Source organism: Amycolatopsis sp. NPDC031561 (assembly GCF_055580625.1).
On the sequence record NZ_JBVILA010000029.1, the window covers coordinates 89,882 to 107,629 of the forward strand.

17 protein-coding genes are annotated in these 17,748 nt (G+C 68.7%); 7 read left to right on the top strand and 10 right to left on the bottom strand.

Going from position 1 to position 17,748, the window contains the following annotated elements; translation table 11 throughout:
• Positions 1-4 precede the first annotated feature (4 nt).
• The 5 genes from ACZ5IK_RS38555 to ACZ5IK_RS38575 form a co-directional block, all read right to left on the bottom strand.
• Positions 5-1,972, bottom strand: coding sequence for a CRTAC1 family protein (locus tag ACZ5IK_RS38555; protein ID WP_465492185.1), 1,968 nt, complete (start codon positions 1,970-1,972; stop codon positions 5-7).
• On the bottom strand, positions 1,969-2,925 hold the full coding sequence (locus ACZ5IK_RS38560) for a DUF1702 family protein (protein ID WP_465492201.1): 957 nt from the start codon (positions 2,923-2,925) through the stop codon (positions 1,969-1,971). Before ACZ5IK_RS38560 ends, ACZ5IK_RS38555 begins: the two co-directional genes overlap by 4 nt.
• A 165-nt stretch (positions 2,926-3,090) precedes the next feature.
• Complete coding sequence (locus ACZ5IK_RS38565) at positions 3,091-3,993, bottom strand: helix-turn-helix domain-containing protein (protein WP_465492186.1); 903 nt, start codon at positions 3,991-3,993, stop codon at positions 3,091-3,093.
• 122 nt (positions 3,994-4,115) lie between these two features.
• On the bottom strand, positions 4,116-5,561 hold the full coding sequence (locus ACZ5IK_RS38570) for a SagB family peptide dehydrogenase (RefSeq protein WP_465492202.1): 1,446 nt from the start codon (positions 5,559-5,561) through the stop codon (positions 4,116-4,118).
• Between the two features lie 41 nt (positions 5,562-5,602).
• The gene (locus ACZ5IK_RS38575) at positions 5,603-7,879 is read right to left on the bottom strand and encodes a TOMM precursor leader peptide-binding protein (protein WP_465492187.1); all 2,277 of its coding nucleotides are present in this window, start codon (positions 7,877-7,879) and stop codon (positions 5,603-5,605) included.
• Between the two features lie 220 nt (positions 7,880-8,099).
• On the opposite strand from ACZ5IK_RS38575, the gene ACZ5IK_RS38580 reads away from it, so the two are divergent.
• The 4 genes from ACZ5IK_RS38580 to ACZ5IK_RS38595 all read left to right on the top strand — a co-directional run bounded on the left by ACZ5IK_RS38580 (position 8,100) and on the right by ACZ5IK_RS38595 (position 11,759).
• Complete coding sequence (locus ACZ5IK_RS38580; RefSeq protein ID WP_465492188.1) at positions 8,100-8,939, top strand: AfsR/SARP family transcriptional regulator; 840 nt, start codon at positions 8,100-8,102, stop codon at positions 8,937-8,939.
• A gap of 43 nt (positions 8,940-8,982) precedes the next feature.
• Positions 8,983-9,669, top strand: a complete 687-nt coding sequence (locus tag ACZ5IK_RS38585) for a winged helix-turn-helix transcriptional regulator (RefSeq protein WP_465492189.1) — start codon at positions 8,983-8,985, stop codon at positions 9,667-9,669.
• A 180-nt stretch (positions 9,670-9,849) separates the two neighbouring features.
• The gene (locus ACZ5IK_RS38590) at positions 9,850-10,428 is read left to right on the top strand and encodes a hypothetical protein (RefSeq protein ID WP_101605864.1); all 579 of its coding nucleotides are present in this window, start codon (positions 9,850-9,852) and stop codon (positions 10,426-10,428) included.
• Positions 10,425-11,759 (top strand): copper resistance CopC/CopD family protein, encoded by a 1,335-nt coding sequence (locus tag ACZ5IK_RS38595; protein WP_465492190.1) that lies wholly within the window; start codon positions 10,425-10,427, stop codon positions 11,757-11,759. Before ACZ5IK_RS38590 ends, ACZ5IK_RS38595 begins: the two co-directional genes overlap by 4 nt.
• Here the strand turns inward: ACZ5IK_RS38595 and ACZ5IK_RS38600 are convergent, their stop codons facing one another.
• Positions 11,760-12,464: a maleylpyruvate isomerase family mycothiol-dependent enzyme gene (locus ACZ5IK_RS38600; RefSeq protein WP_465492191.1), complete on the bottom strand. Its 705-nt coding sequence runs from the start codon at positions 12,462-12,464 to the stop codon at positions 11,760-11,762. It lies immediately after the preceding gene.
• A 236-nt stretch (positions 12,465-12,700) separates the two neighbouring features.
• Here ACZ5IK_RS38600 and ACZ5IK_RS38605 point away from each other — a divergent pair, with 236 nt between their 5' ends.
• On the top strand, positions 12,701-13,363 hold the full coding sequence (locus ACZ5IK_RS38605; protein WP_465492192.1) for a M protein: 663 nt from the start codon (positions 12,701-12,703) through the stop codon (positions 13,361-13,363).
• Here the strand turns inward: ACZ5IK_RS38605 and ACZ5IK_RS38610 are convergent.
• Positions 13,360-13,722: a YciI family protein gene (locus tag ACZ5IK_RS38610; RefSeq protein ID WP_410604071.1), complete on the bottom strand. Its 363-nt coding sequence runs from the start codon at positions 13,720-13,722 to the stop codon at positions 13,360-13,362. The two genes, ACZ5IK_RS38605 and ACZ5IK_RS38610, sit on opposite strands and share 4 nt — an antisense overlap.
• Before the next feature lie 169 nt (positions 13,723-13,891).
• On the opposite strand from ACZ5IK_RS38610, the gene ACZ5IK_RS38615 reads away from it, so the two are divergent.
• Positions 13,892-14,173: a metal-sensitive transcriptional regulator gene (locus ACZ5IK_RS38615; protein WP_009081418.1), complete on the top strand. Its 282-nt coding sequence runs from the start codon at positions 13,892-13,894 to the stop codon at positions 14,171-14,173.
• Here ACZ5IK_RS38615 and ACZ5IK_RS38620 read toward each other — a convergent pair whose 3' ends face one another.
• From ACZ5IK_RS38620 to ACZ5IK_RS38630, 3 genes are read right to left on the bottom strand one after another with little or no spacing between them, the layout of a single operon-like run.
• The gene (locus tag ACZ5IK_RS38620) at positions 14,174-16,336 is read right to left on the bottom strand and encodes a heavy metal translocating P-type ATPase (RefSeq protein WP_465492203.1); all 2,163 of its coding nucleotides are present in this window, start codon (positions 16,334-16,336) and stop codon (positions 14,174-14,176) included.
• 41 nt (positions 16,337-16,377) lie between these two features.
• Positions 16,378-16,554 (bottom strand): hypothetical protein, encoded by a 177-nt coding sequence (locus ACZ5IK_RS38625; RefSeq protein WP_168214238.1) that lies wholly within the window; start codon positions 16,552-16,554, stop codon positions 16,378-16,380.
• Positions 16,551-16,757 carry a heavy-metal-associated domain-containing protein gene (locus tag ACZ5IK_RS38630; protein ID WP_101605859.1) on the bottom strand — a complete coding sequence of 69 codons (207 nt, stop codon included), beginning with the start codon at positions 16,755-16,757 and terminating at the stop codon, positions 16,551-16,553. Before ACZ5IK_RS38630 ends, ACZ5IK_RS38625 begins: the two co-directional genes overlap by 4 nt.
• Positions 16,758-16,853: 96 nt before the next feature.
• On the opposite strand from ACZ5IK_RS38630, the gene cobF reads away from it, so the two are divergent.
• On the top strand, positions 16,854-17,624 hold the full coding sequence (cobF, locus tag ACZ5IK_RS38635; RefSeq protein WP_465492193.1) for a precorrin-6A synthase (deacetylating): 771 nt from the start codon (positions 16,854-16,856) through the stop codon (positions 17,622-17,624).
• The last annotated feature ends 124 nt before the right edge of the window (positions 17,625-17,748 follow it).

Genomic DNA, 17,748 nt, shown 5'->3' on the forward strand with positions numbered 1-17,748 from the left:
ACGGTCACTTCTCCTTAGCCTGAGCGCCGAGCTGGAACGTGTGGTTGCCCGGGGTCAGCTGGACTTCCTGCATGCGGATCTGCCCGGTCAGGTCGCGCCACTGCAGGCACACCTTCACCGGCCCGGTGACCTTGCCGAGTCCGATCTGGACCTCGTGGCTGCGCTTGCCGGAGTGGCCGCTGCCGCCGTCGACGCGGTCCATGTACTTCTTGCCGTCGGGGGTGATGACGGTGACCTGCGCGCCGATCGCCGCGGTGCCGGCCGCCTTGAGCGGACCCTCCGCCGAAGCCTTGTCGTGCACCAGCTTCAGGTTCAGGTACGACCCGGAGTCGGGGCTGACGTTGTGGTAGAAGATCGGCTGCTCCCACTGGCGTGCCACGGCGAAGTCGAGCTTGCCGTCACCGTCGGCGTCGCCGGTGGCGATACCGCGGGTGGGCACCGGGACCGCGAGACCGAGGCGCGGGGCCAGGTCGGTGTAGCGACCGTCGGCACCCTTGGCCCAGAAGTGCAGGGTGTGGTCGCCACCGACGTCGTCACCGGCGACCATGTTCGGCCAGAAGTAGGGGTGCTTCAGCAGTTCGTCGTTCGACGTCGCCAGTTCCTGCAGCTGCGGCCAGCGGTTGACGTCGCCCTTGACGAAGCCGGTCGCCTGGGTGATCACCGATTCGCCGCTGTTGTTGTAGTCGGCGATCTTGACGTCCCAGCCCCAGCCGGACCACGCGGTGCCCGCCTGTGCGCTGCGGTCGACCCACGGCGCCTCGCCGCCCTGCAGACGGCCACGCAGATCCGCGGTGTCCTTGGCGGTGTTCATGAACTGGAAGTGGCTTTCCTCGATACCCCAGGACGTCGTGATGTTGCTGACGTACAGGTCGTAGAGACCGTCGTGGTCGAGGTCGCCGAAGTCGACGCCCATGCCCTTGAAGGAGTCGTTGCCGAGCACCTTCGACTTCGGCTCGTTGGGCCCGCGGATCCCCTTCACCTCGGCGAAGGAGGTCTTGCCCGCCGTGGACTTGTTGTACAGCAGGCGGTCGTGGCCGAAGTCGTTGCCGATGTAGAGCTCCGGCAGGTTGTCGCCGTCGACGTCGGTGGCACTGGCCGCGAGCGACCAGCCGCCGCGGGCATCGGCCGGGATGGCCTGGTCGTCGCATTCGAAGGTGACCGAGGGTTTGTCGCCCTGGGTGGAGGCACCGGTGAAGCGGAAGATGTACTTGCCACCGGCGTTGTCGGCGTGCGACATCGACTTGTTCATCTCGACCCCGCCCTCGACCCGGTCGTCGAGCACCGCGCTGTCGGGGAAGTAGTTGCCGATGAAGATGTCCTGGTGGCCGTCGCCGTCGAAGTCACCGACGGTCGCGGCGTTGGTGTTCCACAGTGGACCGGAGTACTCGCCGTTCTTGACGTTGTTGCCCGGCACCAGTTCCACCGGCACGTAGGACTTCGCGGCGAGCGTGGTCGCGGAAGGCTTGGCGAGGAACACGATCGGCGTGCGGCCCCAGTAGTAGGCCAGCAGGTCGACCCGGCCGTCCTCGTTGAAGTCACCCGGCACACAACCCATCGGGGCGATGTACTTGCCCATCGGCAACGGCGCCGCGTCGAGCGCGAACGGCGCGTACCGGTCACCGCCCTTGCCCGGCGTCGGCGTGACGACGACCTGGTCGCTGCGCGGGTCCACGAAGCACAGGTCGTTGGCGAGCTTGTCCCCGTCGAGGTCGTTGACCGCGATCGCGGCGCCGACCGACGAGATCCAGGCGCGGATGTGTTCGTATTCCTTGTTCACCGTGCGGATCGACTGGCTCTTCGCCGCTTCCGGCAGGGCGATCGTCAAGGGTTCGAACGCGTACTTGGAGGCCATGGTGTCCGCGTCGGCGGTGGAGACCGCCGGCAGCTGCGCCACCACGAAGAGTCCCGCCATCAGCAGCAGCGCCACGACGCCCGCAAGCTGCTTGCGGAGCCAGCCCAGGGTCGACCTCATTTGCCTGCACCTCCAGAAGTGAGTACCTCGGCGGCGATGTGCTGTCGCCAGGTTTCGAAATGCGGGAGCTCACCGTCGCGCACCACGGCGGGGCGAACCTCCTGGGTGATGGCCGCGGCGCGCTCGGCCGGCAGCCCGCAGATCGCCTGCGTGGCGACCTCGGTCTCGGGGATCAGCAGCCCGGCCCGGACGCGGGCCTCGGCGGCGAAAGCGCTGCCCTGTGCCAGGTTTCCCCGGTGTTCACCGGCGAACTCGGCCAGCTTCAGCAGCTCGTCGGAGGTGACACCGCACGCGTAGGTCGAGGCGAGCCCGACACCGGCGTAGAGATCCCCGTGGCGCCGCTCGGGGAACCTCGCGATCGCCTCGGTGACCAGATCGACGTCGGTACCGCAGATGAACCACAGCGCCCGGCCGATGCCCTGGTCGATCGCCCGCAACGAGTAGCCGTTGTTGCCTGCGGGCCAGTTGAAGTCCGGGTCCTGGAACTGACCGTCGATGTACTTGGCGGTCTTGAAGTAGGCCTGGTGGAAGCCGTACCCGTCGAGCACCAGCCAGCGCAGCAACGGGTCGAAGTCCTCGGCGGACGGCCAGCGGAAACGCGGCAGCCGCGCCATCGCCCAGCCGACACCGACGTAGATGATGTAGTCGTGCTTCTCGCCGGGACCGGCGAGGAAGTCCGCGATGTGGCCGCGGCCGCCTCCCGGCAGCCCGTCCAGCATTCCGTACCCCATTCCCGCGCCTTCGTAGGCGAAGCCGCGGTATTTCACCGGAATACTTTCGAGCCATTCTTCCGCCTGCTCGACGGTGCGCGCTTCGACAGCGTGCGCGTAGCCGAGCAGGAATTTCTCACCGACGGTCTCCAGCAATTCTTGAGCGGCTGGGCTTTTCTTGTGGAAGCCCCGCTTTTCCAGCGACGTCTCGGAGACATCCGGCGTGATCATGCGACGTCTGATCGTGCGCCAACCATTGCCCAACGCACTCTCCCCCTAACGGGTGGATTCGGATTCAAAAGGACTGGTTAAAGGCTCACATGTGCGGCGATGGAGCAGCTACTCCACGGTTGCGCCCGCGTTCTCCCGGCTTGCGTGACCGGGAGAACCCGGGAACAAGACGCTTTCTCAGGCCACCGCACGGAGGTAGCCGGGAGCGGGCATGGTCATCCGGTTGCCGGACGAGGCGGGCCCGCCCGCCAGGGTGATCGCCATCGGGGCGTCGGTCGGCAGCGGGGTGCGCATCGGCATCCGCAGGTGGACCCGGCCGAACCGGGTGATGTCGACGCGAGCGGGCAGGGTGCCCACGGAGAACGAAGAGGCCGCCGTCCCCGCGGCGTGCTCGGCGACCGCGATGACGGTCCACCGGCCCTCAGGGACGTTCTGGATCTCGATGTCCGCGGACAGGACGTTGGCCCTCCCGCCGAACGCGACCGGGCCGCACTGCGGGATCGACTCGGCGAACAGTCCGATGAGGACACTCGCCGGGCCCGCCCCGCGCGGGGTCTCGACGCGCACGCTGATCGTGCCGGTGCCGCTGCGCATCGTGGCGCAGCCCATTCCGGCGCTGTGCAACGCCTCCAGGGTGGGCAGCCGCTGGAAATGCGGCGCCAGCGCCACGAGCAGCTTGCCGACCTCGGGGTCGCGGTACTGGGTCGGGGTCATCCCGACCGCACGGGTGAAGCGGCTGGTGAACGTGCCGACACTGCTGTAGCCGACGCTGCACACGATGTCCGACACCGTCAGAGAGGTCGTCAGCAGCAGTCGTTTGGCTTCGAAGAGCCGGATCGCGGTGAGGTACCGGCCGGGAGTGACACCGGTCGCCTTGGTGAAGATCCGCGAGAAGTGGAACGGGCTGACGAACACTTCGGATGCCAAGTCGCCCAAGGTGATCGGGTCGAAATACCTCGCGTGCATCGCTGAGATGGCCTGCAGCACCGCGGGTTGCAAGGGGGACGCCGGCTCGACGAGCCGACCGGATTCGATGACGCCTTTCTCGTTCGCCGCCGTGGCGACTGTTCGTAGCTGCATCAGACCAACCTCGGATTCGCCGTCGCTTTTCCTCTGCTGGTCAGCAAACGCGTCACCGATTTCGAAGCACTCGACAGGCGATCGAGATGGGGTCTGCGCAGGCGTTATCCGGGCCCGCGCGATCAAGCCGGGAGGTCGAGCGCGCATTCTCCGACGCCCACCTCGGCGGGCCATTCGAGTTTGAGGGCGCGGTCGACGCGGTCACCGGCGTCCACCGGGACGGCGTGCGCGGCCAGCCCCATGGCGCGGGCGACGAGGTAGAGCGTCTGCTGCAACGCGCCGACGTGCGCGAGGGTCGTGGCGTACGCGCCACCGCCGAGTACCGACGCCATCCTCGGCATCCGCGCGGTCACCGTGATCAGCGCCGAGGGACGCCGGTGGTTGCCGCCGCCGATCATCGCCATGTCGAGCATCGCGTCGAGATCGGCTTCGTCGTCGTTGACCAGGCTGAGCCGGTGGTCGAGCGGATCGTAGTGGTAGATCCCGCGCTCCAGCCCCGAACAACGGTTCACCGAGACGTACAGCTCGAGCTCGTACAGGCAGGCGACACTGAAGTACGGCCGTTGCGAAGCGCTGTGGCTGGGCCCGTTGGGCATGTGGGCCGGCCCGATCGACCGGATCCGCGCGCCGCGGAACAAGAACTCGCCGATCTGCTCCGCGGACAGCACGCCCTCGGTGAATTCGGGGCAGGTGTGGTCGTTCTCCAGCAACGCCGTCAGCGTCGGATCGGTTTCCGCGCGGTCGGCCAGATCCGGCCGGTAGAGCGAGTACACCGGTCCCTCTCCGGTGGCGGCCTTGACCACCGGCGGGTTGCCGAGCCCCGGCAGATCGGCCGGGCCACCGGGCCGCCAGGTCCGGCTCGTGGTGTGGAACAGCAGTTCGTCCGGGGACCACAGGCCCAGCTCGGGGTCCTCGTCCTCGGCGAACCGGCCCTGCTCACCGGCGAGCTGGACGACGCCCGCAGCGACCAGATAGGACACGATCGCGCCGACCAACCCGGGTTCGATCCCCGTCGTGGTGGCGATCTCCCCCGTCGACTTCGTCGTCGCCAGTGTCGCGGCGATGTGCACCGCCCAAGGCTGGTACAGCACGACGCGGTACCGCGCGGACGGTGACTCCAGCCCCATCCCCTCGGCGTCGGATCGCAGGGAACAGAAGCGGGACAACCGGATCGGGCGCGCGGCCGGGATCTCCACCGGTTCGAACACGGGCGTGAGCGCCACCGGGATCACCGACAGCAGCGGGCCTTTCCCGTCGGCGAGACCGAGCGAGTGCACCACCGAACCGCCGAGTTCCTTGAGCGCTTGGCGCAGCGCGTCGGCACCCTCGGCCGTCCAGCTCAGCTCGCCTTCGAGATCGGGCTCACGCTCGACCGGCTCCCACGACGAAGTCACGTTCGCCAGGGAGACCGGCCCCAAGGCCATCCGCCGCAACGATTCCCGGACCAGTGGCTCCGCACGGTCGAAGTCGTACTCCCCCCACCGTGTGACGACCACCAGTGAGCCGTCCTCACCGATCTCGACAAGGCTGTCGTCGGTGAGCGACCACAAGGGGATCGTCTCGGCCACGCCGGTGGGGGGATCAGTCGACACCAGTTGCTCCAGCGGATCTACAAGAACATGGGGAAGGGGTTCAGCCGGTCGTACGAGGTGGGCTCGGCGAGCCTGCCGAGCCGCACCGGCACGTCGAACAGCCGCCCGGGGGCGAAGCGGCTCCAGAAGGGCCGCAGCCCCGGAACGACCACTCTGACCACCGGAAGGTCGATGTCGGGTCGGGTCTGATCGAGCACCAGCGTCTCCATCCCCAGCGCGGACAGCTTGCGTACCAGTGATTCCACGTCGTCCCGTACGTCGGGCCGCCGGACGAACTTGAAGTCCGCGGCCCGTCTCGCCGACCGTCCAGGCGCCGGCAGCAGATACGGCTGGTTGGCGACCGTAGCGTGCCGGAGCCACTGCGCCGCGTCGGGATCGTCGAGTTCGACGTCGTTCGCGAGCACCGCCGGGATCATCTGGTTGAGCTCGCTGACCGCCCTCCGCAGCGCCGTCCTGGGGTCCAGGTGGGCGCCGAATCCCATCATGACGTTCTCGCGCGGCCCGGCGATACTCCTGGACAGCGCGACCATCACCGGGACACCGAGGTCCGCGGTCAGGTCGAGGACCCACAGTTCCCGGCCCGCCCGCGCGTACTGGCCGACCATCTCCTCGGCCCACGGGTCGTCGAACGAGGCGATGTCGACGCCGGGCATCGGAAGCCGGTTGTACCACCACATCGCGACGGCGTCGCGTTCGACGAGCTCGAGAAGTCCTTGCAGGATCGCGTCTTCGATGCTGCTGCCGGCCGCGCAGCCGTTGGAGTCCGCGCGCATCCCGGTGATCCCGCACTCCGGCGGCACGCCGTAGTAGAGGTACGCCGTCGGCATCAGCTTCCGGCGCTGCTGCGAAAGCGACCACAGCGGAGTCCAGTCGACGGCGGCCTCGTCGTCGAACCGTTCGGGGATGTGCTGGAAGATCGCGTGCTTGGCGTTCCATTCGTCGCGAGCGGCGTATTGGCGCTCGTCGAAGAGCATGCACGAGTTCGGGTGGACGGCTTCCTCGCCGAGCGCGCTGAAGGTGTCACGGATCCGCAGTTCGTCGCCCTGGTAGTTCGCCGAGAACCGCTCGATCGCCTCGCACAGCGCGCCGACCTCGGCGTCGAGCGGGCTCGCGCCCTTGCCGCCGTTGTCCCCGCGCAGCCCGGCCTGCAACCCGGCCTCACCGCGCACCCGCCGCGCGACGTTGAGCCCGGAGCGGTACGCGTTCACGAACGCCGGCGCCCTCGGGTCGCGGGCGATCTCCTTGATGATGCCGGTGACCGGGCTGACCAGGTGGCCGTAACGGTCGAGCACCTCGACCGGGGTGAGCGTCCGGTGCCCGCCACCGCCCGACGTCGCCTTCTTCGCTTCCCGCAGCACGACCGGTTCGGCCGTCCGCTCGGCGACGATCCCGTCGTCACCGCATTCCGGGCACTGCGGACGCCGCCGCAGTTCGTGCAGCCGCCCCTGCAGGTCGAGAGTGTCGAGGATCCACACGGCCTGCTGACCCGGATACCGGTGTCCCGCCAGCCATTTGGACGCTTCGAGGGAGATCAGATGCGACGCGGCCGCGGTCAGCGGCGGCACGGCGGGCATCGGGAACGCGGCGGGGCCGTCGTGCCCGAGCACCTCCTGCACACACGCCTCCGCGTGCCGGTGCCCCCACAGCCGGTTGGTCAGGCAGTGCCAGCAGCCGGACCGGCCGGGCTGCATGATCGGGCCGATCCACACCTGCGACCCCGACGGCCGGGCCAGCAACCACGGCCTGCCGGTGCGCCGGTGCTCGGCGTCGATCTCGGCCAGCCTCGGGTCGAGGTAGTCGTCGCACAGCACGATGGCCAGTTCGGAGGCGGTGCCGACCACCTCGATACCGCTCGTGATCAGCGCGTTCTCCACCTGGGAGGTGTCCACACCGCGGCCGATCGCGGTCAGGCTCGCCGTCGCGGGCTTCTGCCGAGAGGCCACCGCGGACGCGTCGAGACCGCACGCGTCCCAGTACGCGAGCGCGCGCTCGTCCCCGCTGAGCTCGTCGGGGACCCGGACGGTGACCAGACCCGCTTCCACCAGCCGCGCCAGCACCCCGGTGACCTGCTCGGCGCTCATCCCCGCCGGGCAGGCGGAGAGGACCGCGTCGAGGTCACGGGTGCCGTCGAGCAGGGCCGCCACCGAAGCGACCTGCGCGCCGCGCATCGCGATCACCCCCTGCTCCGAGAACAGGTAGGCGCCCTTGCCCTCGCTGATCTCGGCACGCAGATGCCGTTTGAATCCCAGACCGCCGGTGGTGGAGCCGGACCCGTTCAACACGCTCTCGTGCATGGGAACCCCCTAGGTCGGTGCGGTCACCGAATCCTGCTGCCAGAGAGCACATACCGGCCAGTGCGCGATTCACGGTTCGGATGTGAAAAACCCATGTTTTCCCGGGAGACACGCACGCGGGACCTGGTGGACGGCTCACTGGCCCGGTGACAGGGCGCTCTGTCACTGTCGACGCACTGGGAAAACGAAACGACGCGTATCGAGCTGGAGGGCGCTTGCGATGTACCCCGGATCACGAGTATCGGACACGCACCACGGCTCGGCACCTAACCCGATTCAGGCGTTGTCCGCAAGTCCACTCCGCTTCACGCTCCTCGGCCCGCTCGAACTCCTGCGGGACGGGATCGACTACGCGCCGACGACACCGAAGCTGCTCCAGGTGCTCGCCATGCTGGTGATGAGCCCGGGCAAGATCGTGCACATCGACACGATCGTCCAGGAACTGTGGGCCAACGACCCGCCGCGCAGTGTGCGCACCACCATGCACACCTACGTCTACCAGCTGCGCAAGTGCATCGACGAGAACGACCTCGCCCCGTTCGGCGAGACCATGCTGGCGACGAAGCCGCCGGGTTACGTGTTCCGGATCGACCGCGAGCAGGTGGACGTCTTCGAATTCCAGGCGCTGCAGAAGAAGGGCCGGGAGCTGCAGCTACGCGGCGAGCACGCCGAAGCGGCGAAGTCCTTCCGGGAGGCGCTCGACCTGTGGGCGGGCCCGCCCCTCGCGAACGTCCATTGTGGACCGGTGTTGTCGGCCTACGCCGTCGACCTCGTCGAGCAGCGGCGCAGCACCCTGCACCTGCGGATCGAGGCGGACATCGCGGCCGGGATGCGGCACGAGCTGATCGGCGAACTGCGGTCCCTGGTCACCGCGAACCCACTGGACGAAGCCCTGCACGGCCAGCTGATCCGCGTCCTCGGCCGCAGCGGGCGGCGGTCCGACGCGCTCGCGACCTACCGCCAGGTGCGCGCGCGGCTCAACAATGAACTGGGCGTGGAACCCTGCGACGAGCTGCAGATCCTGCACCATGACCTGCTCTCCGAGGGTGAACCCGCGTGAAGACCGGCTCCTGCCACGAGAAACGCAAAGTGAGGATCGACGGATGAGCACTCGCACCTATGGACAGTTCTGTGGTCTCGCCAGGGCACTGGAGATCATCGGCGAACGCTGGTCGCTGCTGATCGTCCGTGACCTCGTCCTCGGCCCGAAGCGGTTCACCGAACTGCAGGCGGGCCTGCCCAAGATCCCGGCGAGCACACTGTCCGGGCGGCTCAACGAGCTCGAGCAGTCCGGGGTGCTGCGCCGCCGCCTGCTCCCCCAGCTCGACGCCGCGGTGGTCTACGAACTCACCGAGTACGGCAGCGAACTCGAGCAGATCGTGCTGGACCTCGGCCTGTGGGGCGCGCGGTCGCTCGGGCAGCCCGCTCCCGAGGACGTCTTCACCCTGGACGCGGCGATCCTCTCGCTGTACACGACCTTCCAGAGCGAGCAGGCCAAGGGCACCCACGCCACCTACGAACTGCGCTATCCGGGCGAGATGGTCCTGCACGCGATCATCGAGGACGGCGCGCTCAAGGTGGCGGACGGCGCGCACCCCGGCGCCGACGCGACGATCGAGCCGCTCGGACCGTTCATCAAGGATCTGCTCAGCGGGGAACTCAGCGCCGCCGACGCGGTCCGGACCGGCAAGATCCGGATCGACGGCGCCTTCGAATACCTGGAGCTGTTCACCCGGCTGTTCCACATTCCCGCCGCGCCTCAGGTGTCCCCCGGAATCGTCGTTCGCTGACCAACCGGGAAGCCATTCCGTGACCCACGGTGCTTTTCGCTGAGCCATTCGTGGTTACCGGCGACCGAACGGCGTAACACCTCAGGTCAGATCAGCAATCCGGAGTAACGGAAACGGCCGGTTCGCGAGATATCGTCGATATCCGTCACCGGCCGGTCTTTTCGCCCAAGGAGCCTCTTCATGGCCTCACTCGATTCGCCACGTCCAGGCCTACTCGCCTCGCTCAATGGGAAATACCACCGCGCGGCGCTCAACGTCTTCGCGCTCGTCGTACTGGCGCACTGGGCGGAGCACCTCGTCCAGGCGTTCCAGATCTACGTCCTGGGCTGGAAGACCCCGGACGCCCGCGGCGTGCTCGGCATCCCGTTCCCCAAGCTGATCAGCTCCGAATGGCTGCACTACGGCTACGCCATCGTCATGCTGATCGCGCTGTTCGCCCTGCGCAAGGGCTTCGCCGGCCGCTCGCGGCAGTGGTGGAACCTGGCGCTCGGCCTGCAGTTCTGGCACCACATCGAGCACCTGCTCCTGCTGATCCAGGCGCAGACCGGCTGGCGCCTCGGCGGCGGCACCGCGCCGAGCAGCATCATCCAGCTGTTCATCCCGCGCGTGGAGCTGCACCTGTTCTACAACACGATCGTCACCATCCCGATGATCATCGCGATGCTCGTGCACCGGAAGGCCTCCGCCGTCGAACGGCAGCTGACAGGCTGTATGTGCGCGCCCGAAAGCCGGCGTGAGCTGGCATCTACGGCCTCGTGACCAGGAGACTCTTCGCGCTCCTGGCCCTGGTGGCCGCGTGGTTCGGGGTCGCGGTGCTCGCCGCGGCCCCAGCCTCGGCCCACGTCGAACTCCTCGCCTCGAACCCCGCCGACGGCGCACGGCTCACCTCGGCGCCCGCTCTGGTCTCGATCACCCTGTCGGAGAACATCGGCATCCAGCCGAACTCGATCAAGGTCGTCGACCAGCAGGGCACGAACGTCGTCAGCGGACCGGTGTTCCAGCCCGGTGACGTCGCCGAGCAGGTCGCCGTCAAACTCGAGCCCGATCTCCCCGACGGCAGTTACCTCGTCGAGTACGCCTTCGTCTCGACGGACTCCCATCCGGTGCGCGGCACGATCGCCTTCGTGATCGGCACCGGGCCGCTCATCACCTCGGCGGGCGCGGTGTCCGCCTCCACCGGGACCGATCCGGTGACCGACGCGCTGTTCACCACCTTCCGCTGGGGCTCGTTCGGCGGTGTCGCCCTGCTCGGCGGCCTGGTGTTCGTGCTGGTCTGCCGTCCGGCGGGCCGGGCCGACCCGGCGGCGCGGAAGCTGATCACCACGGGCGTGTGGCTTTCCGCCGTGACGGCCGTGGCCGGGTTCCTGCTGCAGGGCCCGTACGTCGCGGGCCGGGGCGTCGGTGCGGTCTTCGACCCCGCGCTGATCGAGGCGACCCTGCGGGTGGCGTACGGGAAGCTGCTGCTCCTGCGCCTGGCCGCGATCGTCGCGCTCGCCGTGATCGCGCGGAAGCTGCTGGCCGCCGACCAGCCGGAACGTCTCCGATCGCGCTACGAGAACCTCGGCATGGCGGCCGGGTTCATCGTGATGCTGAGTTTCTCCGCGACCGGGCACGCCGTCGCCGACAAGATCATGTTCCTCTCGGTCAGCGCCGACCTCGCGCACTTCGGCGCGATGGCCGTCTGGGTGGGCGGGCTGATCCAGCTGGCCGTGCTCCTGCGAGGCAAGTACTCGGCGGACGAGGCCGAACCGGCGCTGGCGCGGTTCCACCCGATCGCCACCTGGTCGATCGTGATCATGGTGGTCAGCGGCGCCTATCTGGGCTTCCGGCTCGTCCCGTCGGTGGAAGCGCTCTGGACGTCGGCCTACGGCATCGTCTTCCTGCTGAAACTGACCGGATTCGCCGCGTTGCTGCTGGTGGCGAACCTGAGTCGCAACGCGGTGCGCCGCGGGATCGCCGGCCGCGGAGGCGCCGGTGTCGTGACCGCCGACCTGCGGAAACTGCGGGTCAGCGTCGGCGTCGAGGTGCTGATCGTGGCCGTGGTGCTCGCGCTGGCCGCGGCGCTGTCGTCGATGTCCCCGACCGGCTGATCAGCGTCCGACCTGCTCGACGGCCTCGTCCGGCGGGACGAACGGCCCCCAGGTGAAGGCCCGGAGCCACGGTTCCGGATCGCCCAGCCAGTCCAAGGCGGCGATCTGGGCCGGGCTCCGGCGCCCGGCGAGCGTCCGGTACAGGTCCGCGGGCGGCCCCGAGAGCACCGCGGCGACCGGTTCGGTGCCGGCGATCCAGGTCGCGCCCTCGATCTCGATCCGCATCCCGGGCAGCCCGTGGCTCCCCAGCGAGCCGGCGAGGCCGCTGACGAGCACTTCGAAACCACGAAGCCAGGCCGCGTGCGCCTCCGGCGGCGGAACGCCGAGCGCGTACCGGAGATCGAGTTCGTGGGTGAAGGCGTCCATCACCATGATGTCGCCGCGGCTCTTCCCTTCACCGTCCGCGGCGAGGAGGGCGTCGGCCTCGGGTCCGCGTTCGAGCCAGAGCCGGAGCAGTTCGGCCGCCGACGCCCGCTCCGGAACCGGGCACGGTTCTCCCCCGAACCGGGTGATCACCCGATCGCAGATTTCGGTCAAGTGCGCGAGCAGGTCCCGCACGGTCCACTGTGGACAGGCCGGTACGGCACGGCCGCCCGCGCCCGCGTGATCGGTGAGCAAGATCGCGATGTTCTCTCTGACCTGCCGATACCCTTCGGCCGCGGTCGCCGTATTCCAGCCAGGGACCCGAATTCGGCTACTCGTCACGCGGCCACCTCCACTAGGGGTCTAGCGATGATCGTCCATTCTCCCACCGGTTCCAGGATCACCCTTCTTCCCGCTTGCGCGGACCGCTCGGCGCAAAGATCACCCACCAGTGACGCGTGTCGACGCGGCTTCAGGCACACTGGTCGGGGAAAGCCCCCGTGCCGCAAGGACTCTGTCGTCCTGACAACTGTCGCGCACCGGTGACGGATCGCCCACTGTGGAGGTGACCAATGGAAATGCCCGGCTTCGATCTGGCGTGGCGTGGTTTCAATCGCGCCCAGGTCCGGGAATTCGTTCGCGAGGTGGAAACCGAGCTACGGCGCGCGGCCGCCGAGCGCGACGAAGCGATTCGCCGTGCGGAGGCTCTCGCCACCAGACTCGCCACCGCGCAAGAGGAAAACCGTGAACTGAAGGCCAGCGTCGACCGGATCAGCCGCGTGCCGATCGCACCGGACGCGCTGCAGGAGCGATCGCGCCGGATGCTCGAACTCACCCGCGAAGAAGCCGACGACATCACCGCGCGCGCCACCGAGAAGGCCGCCGAGGCCGAGGCGGAGCGGAAGCGGATCACCGAAGACTTCGAACGTGCCATGACGCTGCGCCGGGCGGAGGCGATGCGTGCCCTCGCCGCGCAGGACGAAGCCGCGCAAGCGAGAGCACGAAAGCTGCTCGAAGACGCCGCCGAAGAGGGCGAGCGCCTGGTCTCCGAAGCGCGACAGAAGGCCGATGTGGCCCTCGGCCTGCGCGCTGACGTGCTGAAACAGCTGATCGGCTGCCGCGAACTGCTCACCGAGGCCGATATGGTCCTGGCGATCACCGTCGACCCGAAACCGGAAGTGCCCGTTCAGCGCCGGAGCAGGTCAGAGGCCCGCGCCGGCACCGAAGCGGCCGCCACTTAAGCGTTGTCCCCCGACGAGTAGACCACCGGCCGGATCTCCATCGCGTTGATGTGCGCGTCCGGGATCTGGCCCGCGATCTCGATCGCGCGCTCCTTGCTGTCGCATTCGACCAGGTAGAAGCCGGCCAGGTACTCCTTCGACTCCGCGAACGGGCCGTCGGTGACCACCGGGACGCCGTCACGCACCCGGACCACCGTGCTCTCCTTCGGCTCCCCCAGCGCCTGCGTCCCGAGCAGCTCGCCGCTCTCGGTCAGCTTCTTCATGAAAGGGTCGATGCGGGCCACCACCTCGTCGCGTTCGGCCTCGGGCAGGGCGTCCCACGCGGTGGGATTCATCGTGATCATGATCATGTACTTCATCGGCGTTCCTCCTGGTCGTCCGGCCGGGTGCCCGGCCGTTCACGCTTGAGTCGGAGCCGCCGGATCGTCCTCGACATCCTGGCACCCACGAATTTCGCCCGCCCGGGGCGGATACGTGGGGAGGGTATACTCGGCGACGGCTGGGGAACGACGAGAGAACGGGTGCGGAATGACGGGCTACGGCAGCGAGCGGGAGGCCTACCTCAAGCGCCTGCGCCGGATCGAGGGACAGATCCGCGGTTTGCAGCGGATGGTCGAAGAGGACAAGTACTGCATCGACATCCTCACGCAGGTGTCCGCGGCCACCAAGGCGCTGCAGTCGTTCTCCCTCGAACTGCTGGACGAGCACCTCGCCACCTGCGTGGTCCAGGCCGCCGCCGCGGGCGGGGAAGAGGCCGACCTCAAGGTCCGGGAGGCCTCCGACGCCATCGCCCGGCTGGTCCGCTCCTGATCACACAACGCCGGCGAACCCTCGCAGCCGCAGGCTGTTGCTGACGACGAACACCGAGGAGAACGCCATCGCGGCCCCGGCGATCATGGGGTTGAGCAGGCCGAGCGCGGCCAGTGGCAGCGCGGCGACGTTGTAGGCGAACGCCCAGAACAGGTTGCCCTTGATCGTGCCGAGCGTCCGGCGCGAAAGGCGGATGGCGTCCACGGCCGAGCGCAGGTCACCACGTACCAGTGTCAGGTCGCCCGCTTCGATCGCGGCGTCCGTCCCGGTGCCCATCGACAGGCCGAGGTCGGCCTGCGCGAGCGCGGCCGCGTCGTTGACGCCGTCACCGACCATGGCGACCACCCGGCCCTCGGCCTGGAGCCGCTTGACGACGTCGACCTTGTCCGCGGGCAGTACCTCGGCGACGACTTCGTCGATTCCCACTTCGGCGGCGACGGCGTTCGCGGATCCGGTGTTGTCGCCGGTCAGCAGGATCGGCCGGAGCCCGAGCGCCCGGAGTTCCTTCACGGCCTGCTTAGAGGTCGGCTTGATCGTGTCGGCGACCACGAGCACACCCTGCGCCTCGCCGTCCCAGGCGATCACGATGGCTGTCGCTCCACGCTCCTCAGCGGCGGCTTTGACCTGCGCGAACTCGTCTCCGACGGTGATGCCGTGCTGTTCGAGGAGGGCCGTGCGGCCTGCCAAGACCGTCTTGCCCCCGACCTCGCCGACAACACCCAGGCCCTCGACGTTGCGGAACTCTTCGACCGGCGGCAGCTCGCCCAGCCGCTCTTCGGCGGCCGCGACGATCGCACGGGCGATCGGATGTTCGGAAGCGTGTTCGACCGCGGCGGCGAGCCGGAGGACCTCGTCGGTGCCATGCAGTTCGGTGAGGCTCATCTTCCCGGCGGTCACCGTGCCGGTCTTGTCCAGGACGATGGTGTCGACAGCGCGAGTGGACTCGAGCACCTCGGGGCCCTTGATGAGGATGCCCAGTTGCGCGCCGCGGCCGGTGCCGACGAGCAGCGCCGTCGGCGTGGCCAGACCGAGCGCGCACGGGCAGGCGATGATCAGCACCGCGACGGCGGCGGTGAAGGCGGCGTCCGCGCCGCTACCCGCCCCGAGCCAGAAGCCGAGCGTGCCGACCGCGAGCGCGATCACCACCGGGACGAACACGGCGGAGACGCGGTCCGCGAGCCGCTGGACCCGCGCCTTGCCGTTCTGCGCGTCCTCGACCAGCCGCGCCATTTGCGCGAGCTGGGTGTCTGCGCCGATCCTTGTCGCGCGGACGACGAGCTTGCCGCCCGCGTTGACCGTCCCGCCGACGACGGCGTCGCCGATGGTCACCTCGACCGGGACGGCTTCCCCCGTCAGCATGCTCAGGTCGACCGCCGAACCGCCGTCGGTCACGACGCCGTCGGTGGCGATCTTCTCCCCCGGCCGCACGACGAACTCGTCGCCGGTCTTCAGCTCACCGATCGGGACGCGGCTCTCGACCCCGCTTCTGAGGACGGCGACGTCTTTCGCGCCGAGTTCGAGCAGCGCGCGGAGGGCAGCGCCGGAGCGGCGCTTGGACCGGGCCTCGAAGTAGCGGCCTGCCAGCAGGAAGGTGGTGACCCCGGCGGCGACCTCGAGGTAGAGGTTGCCGGAGCCGGACCCGCGTTCCATCGTCAGCTCGAAGCCGTGGCGCATGCCGGGCACCCCGGCGGTGCCGAAGAGCAGCGCGTACAACGACCAGAGCGTGGCGGCGACGACGCCGAGGGAGATCAGCGTGTCCATGGTGGCGGCGCCGTGGCGGAAATTCGTCCAGGCGGGGCGGTGGAACGGCCACGCGCCCCAGGTGACGACGGGCGCGGCCAGAACGAGTGAGACCCACTGCCAGTAGGTGAACTGCCAGGCCGGGACCATCGCCAGCACGATCACCGGAACGGCGAGCGCGGCGGAAACCCAGAGCCGCCGGCGAAGACCGTCTGTGTTGTCTGTGCTGTCTTCGCCCGGCTCGGGTTTCGGCGGCTCGGCCGTGTACCCCGCGGATTCGACGACACCGACGAGGTCGTCGACCGACAGCGCCGCCGGGAAGTCGACCTGCGCCTTCTCGGTGGCGTAATTGACCGTGGCGGAGACGCCGTCGACCTTGTTCAGCTTGCGTTCGACCCGGGCGGCACAGGAAGCGCAGGTCATCCCGCCGATGGCCAGTTCGACCCGCTGGGATGTCTCGACGCTCACGGCGTGCCTCCCGTGTGACCCTCGTGATGCCCCTCGTGCACGCTGGTCGGCGCGGGCGGGACCGGCGCGGGCGCCTCGTCCAGCGGCCCGACGGCCGAACCGATCGCCCAGGCGACGACGAACACCGCGACCAGAGCCGCGGCGAACGCCGACACCTTGACGGCGGTACTCACGAGACGAGCTGGTAACCGGCCTCGGTGACGGCCGCGTCCACAGTGTGGACATCGAGCGCGGTATCGCTGGTGACGGTTACTTTGCCACTGGCCACGTCCACGTTCACGGCGCTGACGCCCGCGATTCCGCTGACCTCCTCGGTGACGGAGGAGGCGCAGTGCCCGCAGGACATGCCCTTGACGGTGTAGGTGGTTTCGGCCATCGGTACGAACTCCTCTACAGGACAAACGAAGCGATCACTTCCTTTATACCCCATGGGGGTAGGGGTGTGCATCGAGGGGGCGGGCACACTGCGGCGATGAGGAAGATCTCCGCCATCGGCATCGGCGCCGGCGACCCGGAACACCTGACCGTCCAGGCCGTCCGGCTGCTGAACGAGACCGATGTGTTCTTTGTCCTCGACAAGGGTTCAGAGAAGCAGGACCTGGTGGGGCTGCGCCAGGAGATCCTCGACCGGTTCGTCGAGCGGCCCGGGTACCGCGTCGTGCGGGCACCGGACCCCGAACGCGACCGTACTCCGGACGACTACCGGAAGGCCGTCGCCGACTGGCACCGGCTCCGCACCGACGTCTACGAGACCATGATCGGCTCCCTGGGCCCCGACGAGCGGGGCGCGTTCCTCGTCTGGGGTGACCCGGCGCTGTACGACTCGACGCTGACCTTGCTGGACGCCGTACTGGAGCGGGGCAACGTCGAGTTCGAGTACGAGGTCGTCCCCGGCGTGAGCAGCGTGGCCGCGCTGACATCCCGGCACCGGACCACGATGAACCAGATCGGACGGCCGGTGCTGATCACGACCGGCCGCCGGCTCGAGCCGGGCTGGCCCGCGGACGTCGACGACGTGTTCGTGATGCTGGACGCGGGGTGCACGTTCACGAAGTTCGTGGATGCGGGCTTGGAGATCTACTGGGGCGCGTACCTCGGGACTCCCGACGAGCTCCTGCTCTCGGGCCCTTTGACCGCCGATCTCGCCGCGGAGATCCGCTCCGTCCGCACTTCGGCGCGCTCGCGGAAGGGCTGGATCATGGACATCTACCACCTGCGCCGCCCCGCGCCTCGTGAGCGGTAAAGGCGGTTAGAACCGTCCTTACCACTCACGAGGCCTGATCGGGTATGCAGAAAAGGGTCCAGGCCCCGGGAGAACTCGTGGTTCTCGACCGGGGCCTGGACCCTTTTCTTTCTTAATGTTAGTC

Bases quoted from the DNA above. Each gene is read 5' to 3' on its own strand.
- ACZ5IK_RS38555 (WP_465492185.1), bottom strand. From the start codon at position 1,972: ATGAGGTCGACCCTGGGCTGGCTCCGCAAGCAGCTTGCGGGCGTCGTG.
- ACZ5IK_RS38565 (WP_465492186.1), bottom strand. From the start codon at position 3,993: ATGCAGCTACGAACAGTCGCCACGGCGGCGAACGAGAAAGGCGTCATC.
- ACZ5IK_RS38575 (WP_465492187.1), bottom strand. From the start codon at position 7,879: ATGCACGAGAGCGTGTTGAACGGGTCCGGCTCCACCACCGGCGGTCTG.
- ACZ5IK_RS38580 (WP_465492188.1), top strand. From the start codon at position 8,100: ATGTACCCCGGATCACGAGTATCGGACACGCACCACGGCTCGGCACCT.
- ACZ5IK_RS38585 (WP_465492189.1), top strand. From the start codon at position 8,983: ATGAGCACTCGCACCTATGGACAGTTCTGTGGTCTCGCCAGGGCACTG.
- ACZ5IK_RS38590 (WP_101605864.1), top strand. From the start codon at position 9,850: ATGGCCTCACTCGATTCGCCACGTCCAGGCCTACTCGCCTCGCTCAAT.
- ACZ5IK_RS38605 (WP_465492192.1), top strand. From the start codon at position 12,701: ATGCCCGGCTTCGATCTGGCGTGGCGTGGTTTCAATCGCGCCCAGGTC.
- ACZ5IK_RS38610 (WP_410604071.1), bottom strand. From the start codon at position 13,722: ATGAAGTACATGATCATGATCACGATGAATCCCACCGCGTGGGACGCC.
- ACZ5IK_RS38615 (WP_009081418.1), top strand. From the start codon at position 13,892: ATGACGGGCTACGGCAGCGAGCGGGAGGCCTACCTCAAGCGCCTGCGC.
- ACZ5IK_RS38620 (WP_465492203.1), bottom strand. From the start codon at position 16,336: ATGACCTGCGCTTCCTGTGCCGCCCGGGTCGAACGCAAGCTGAACAAG.
- ACZ5IK_RS38630 (WP_101605859.1), bottom strand. From the start codon at position 16,757: ATGGCCGAAACCACCTACACCGTCAAGGGCATGTCCTGCGGGCACTGC.
- cobF (WP_465492193.1), top strand. From the start codon at position 16,854: ATGAGGAAGATCTCCGCCATCGGCATCGGCGCCGGCGACCCGGAACAC.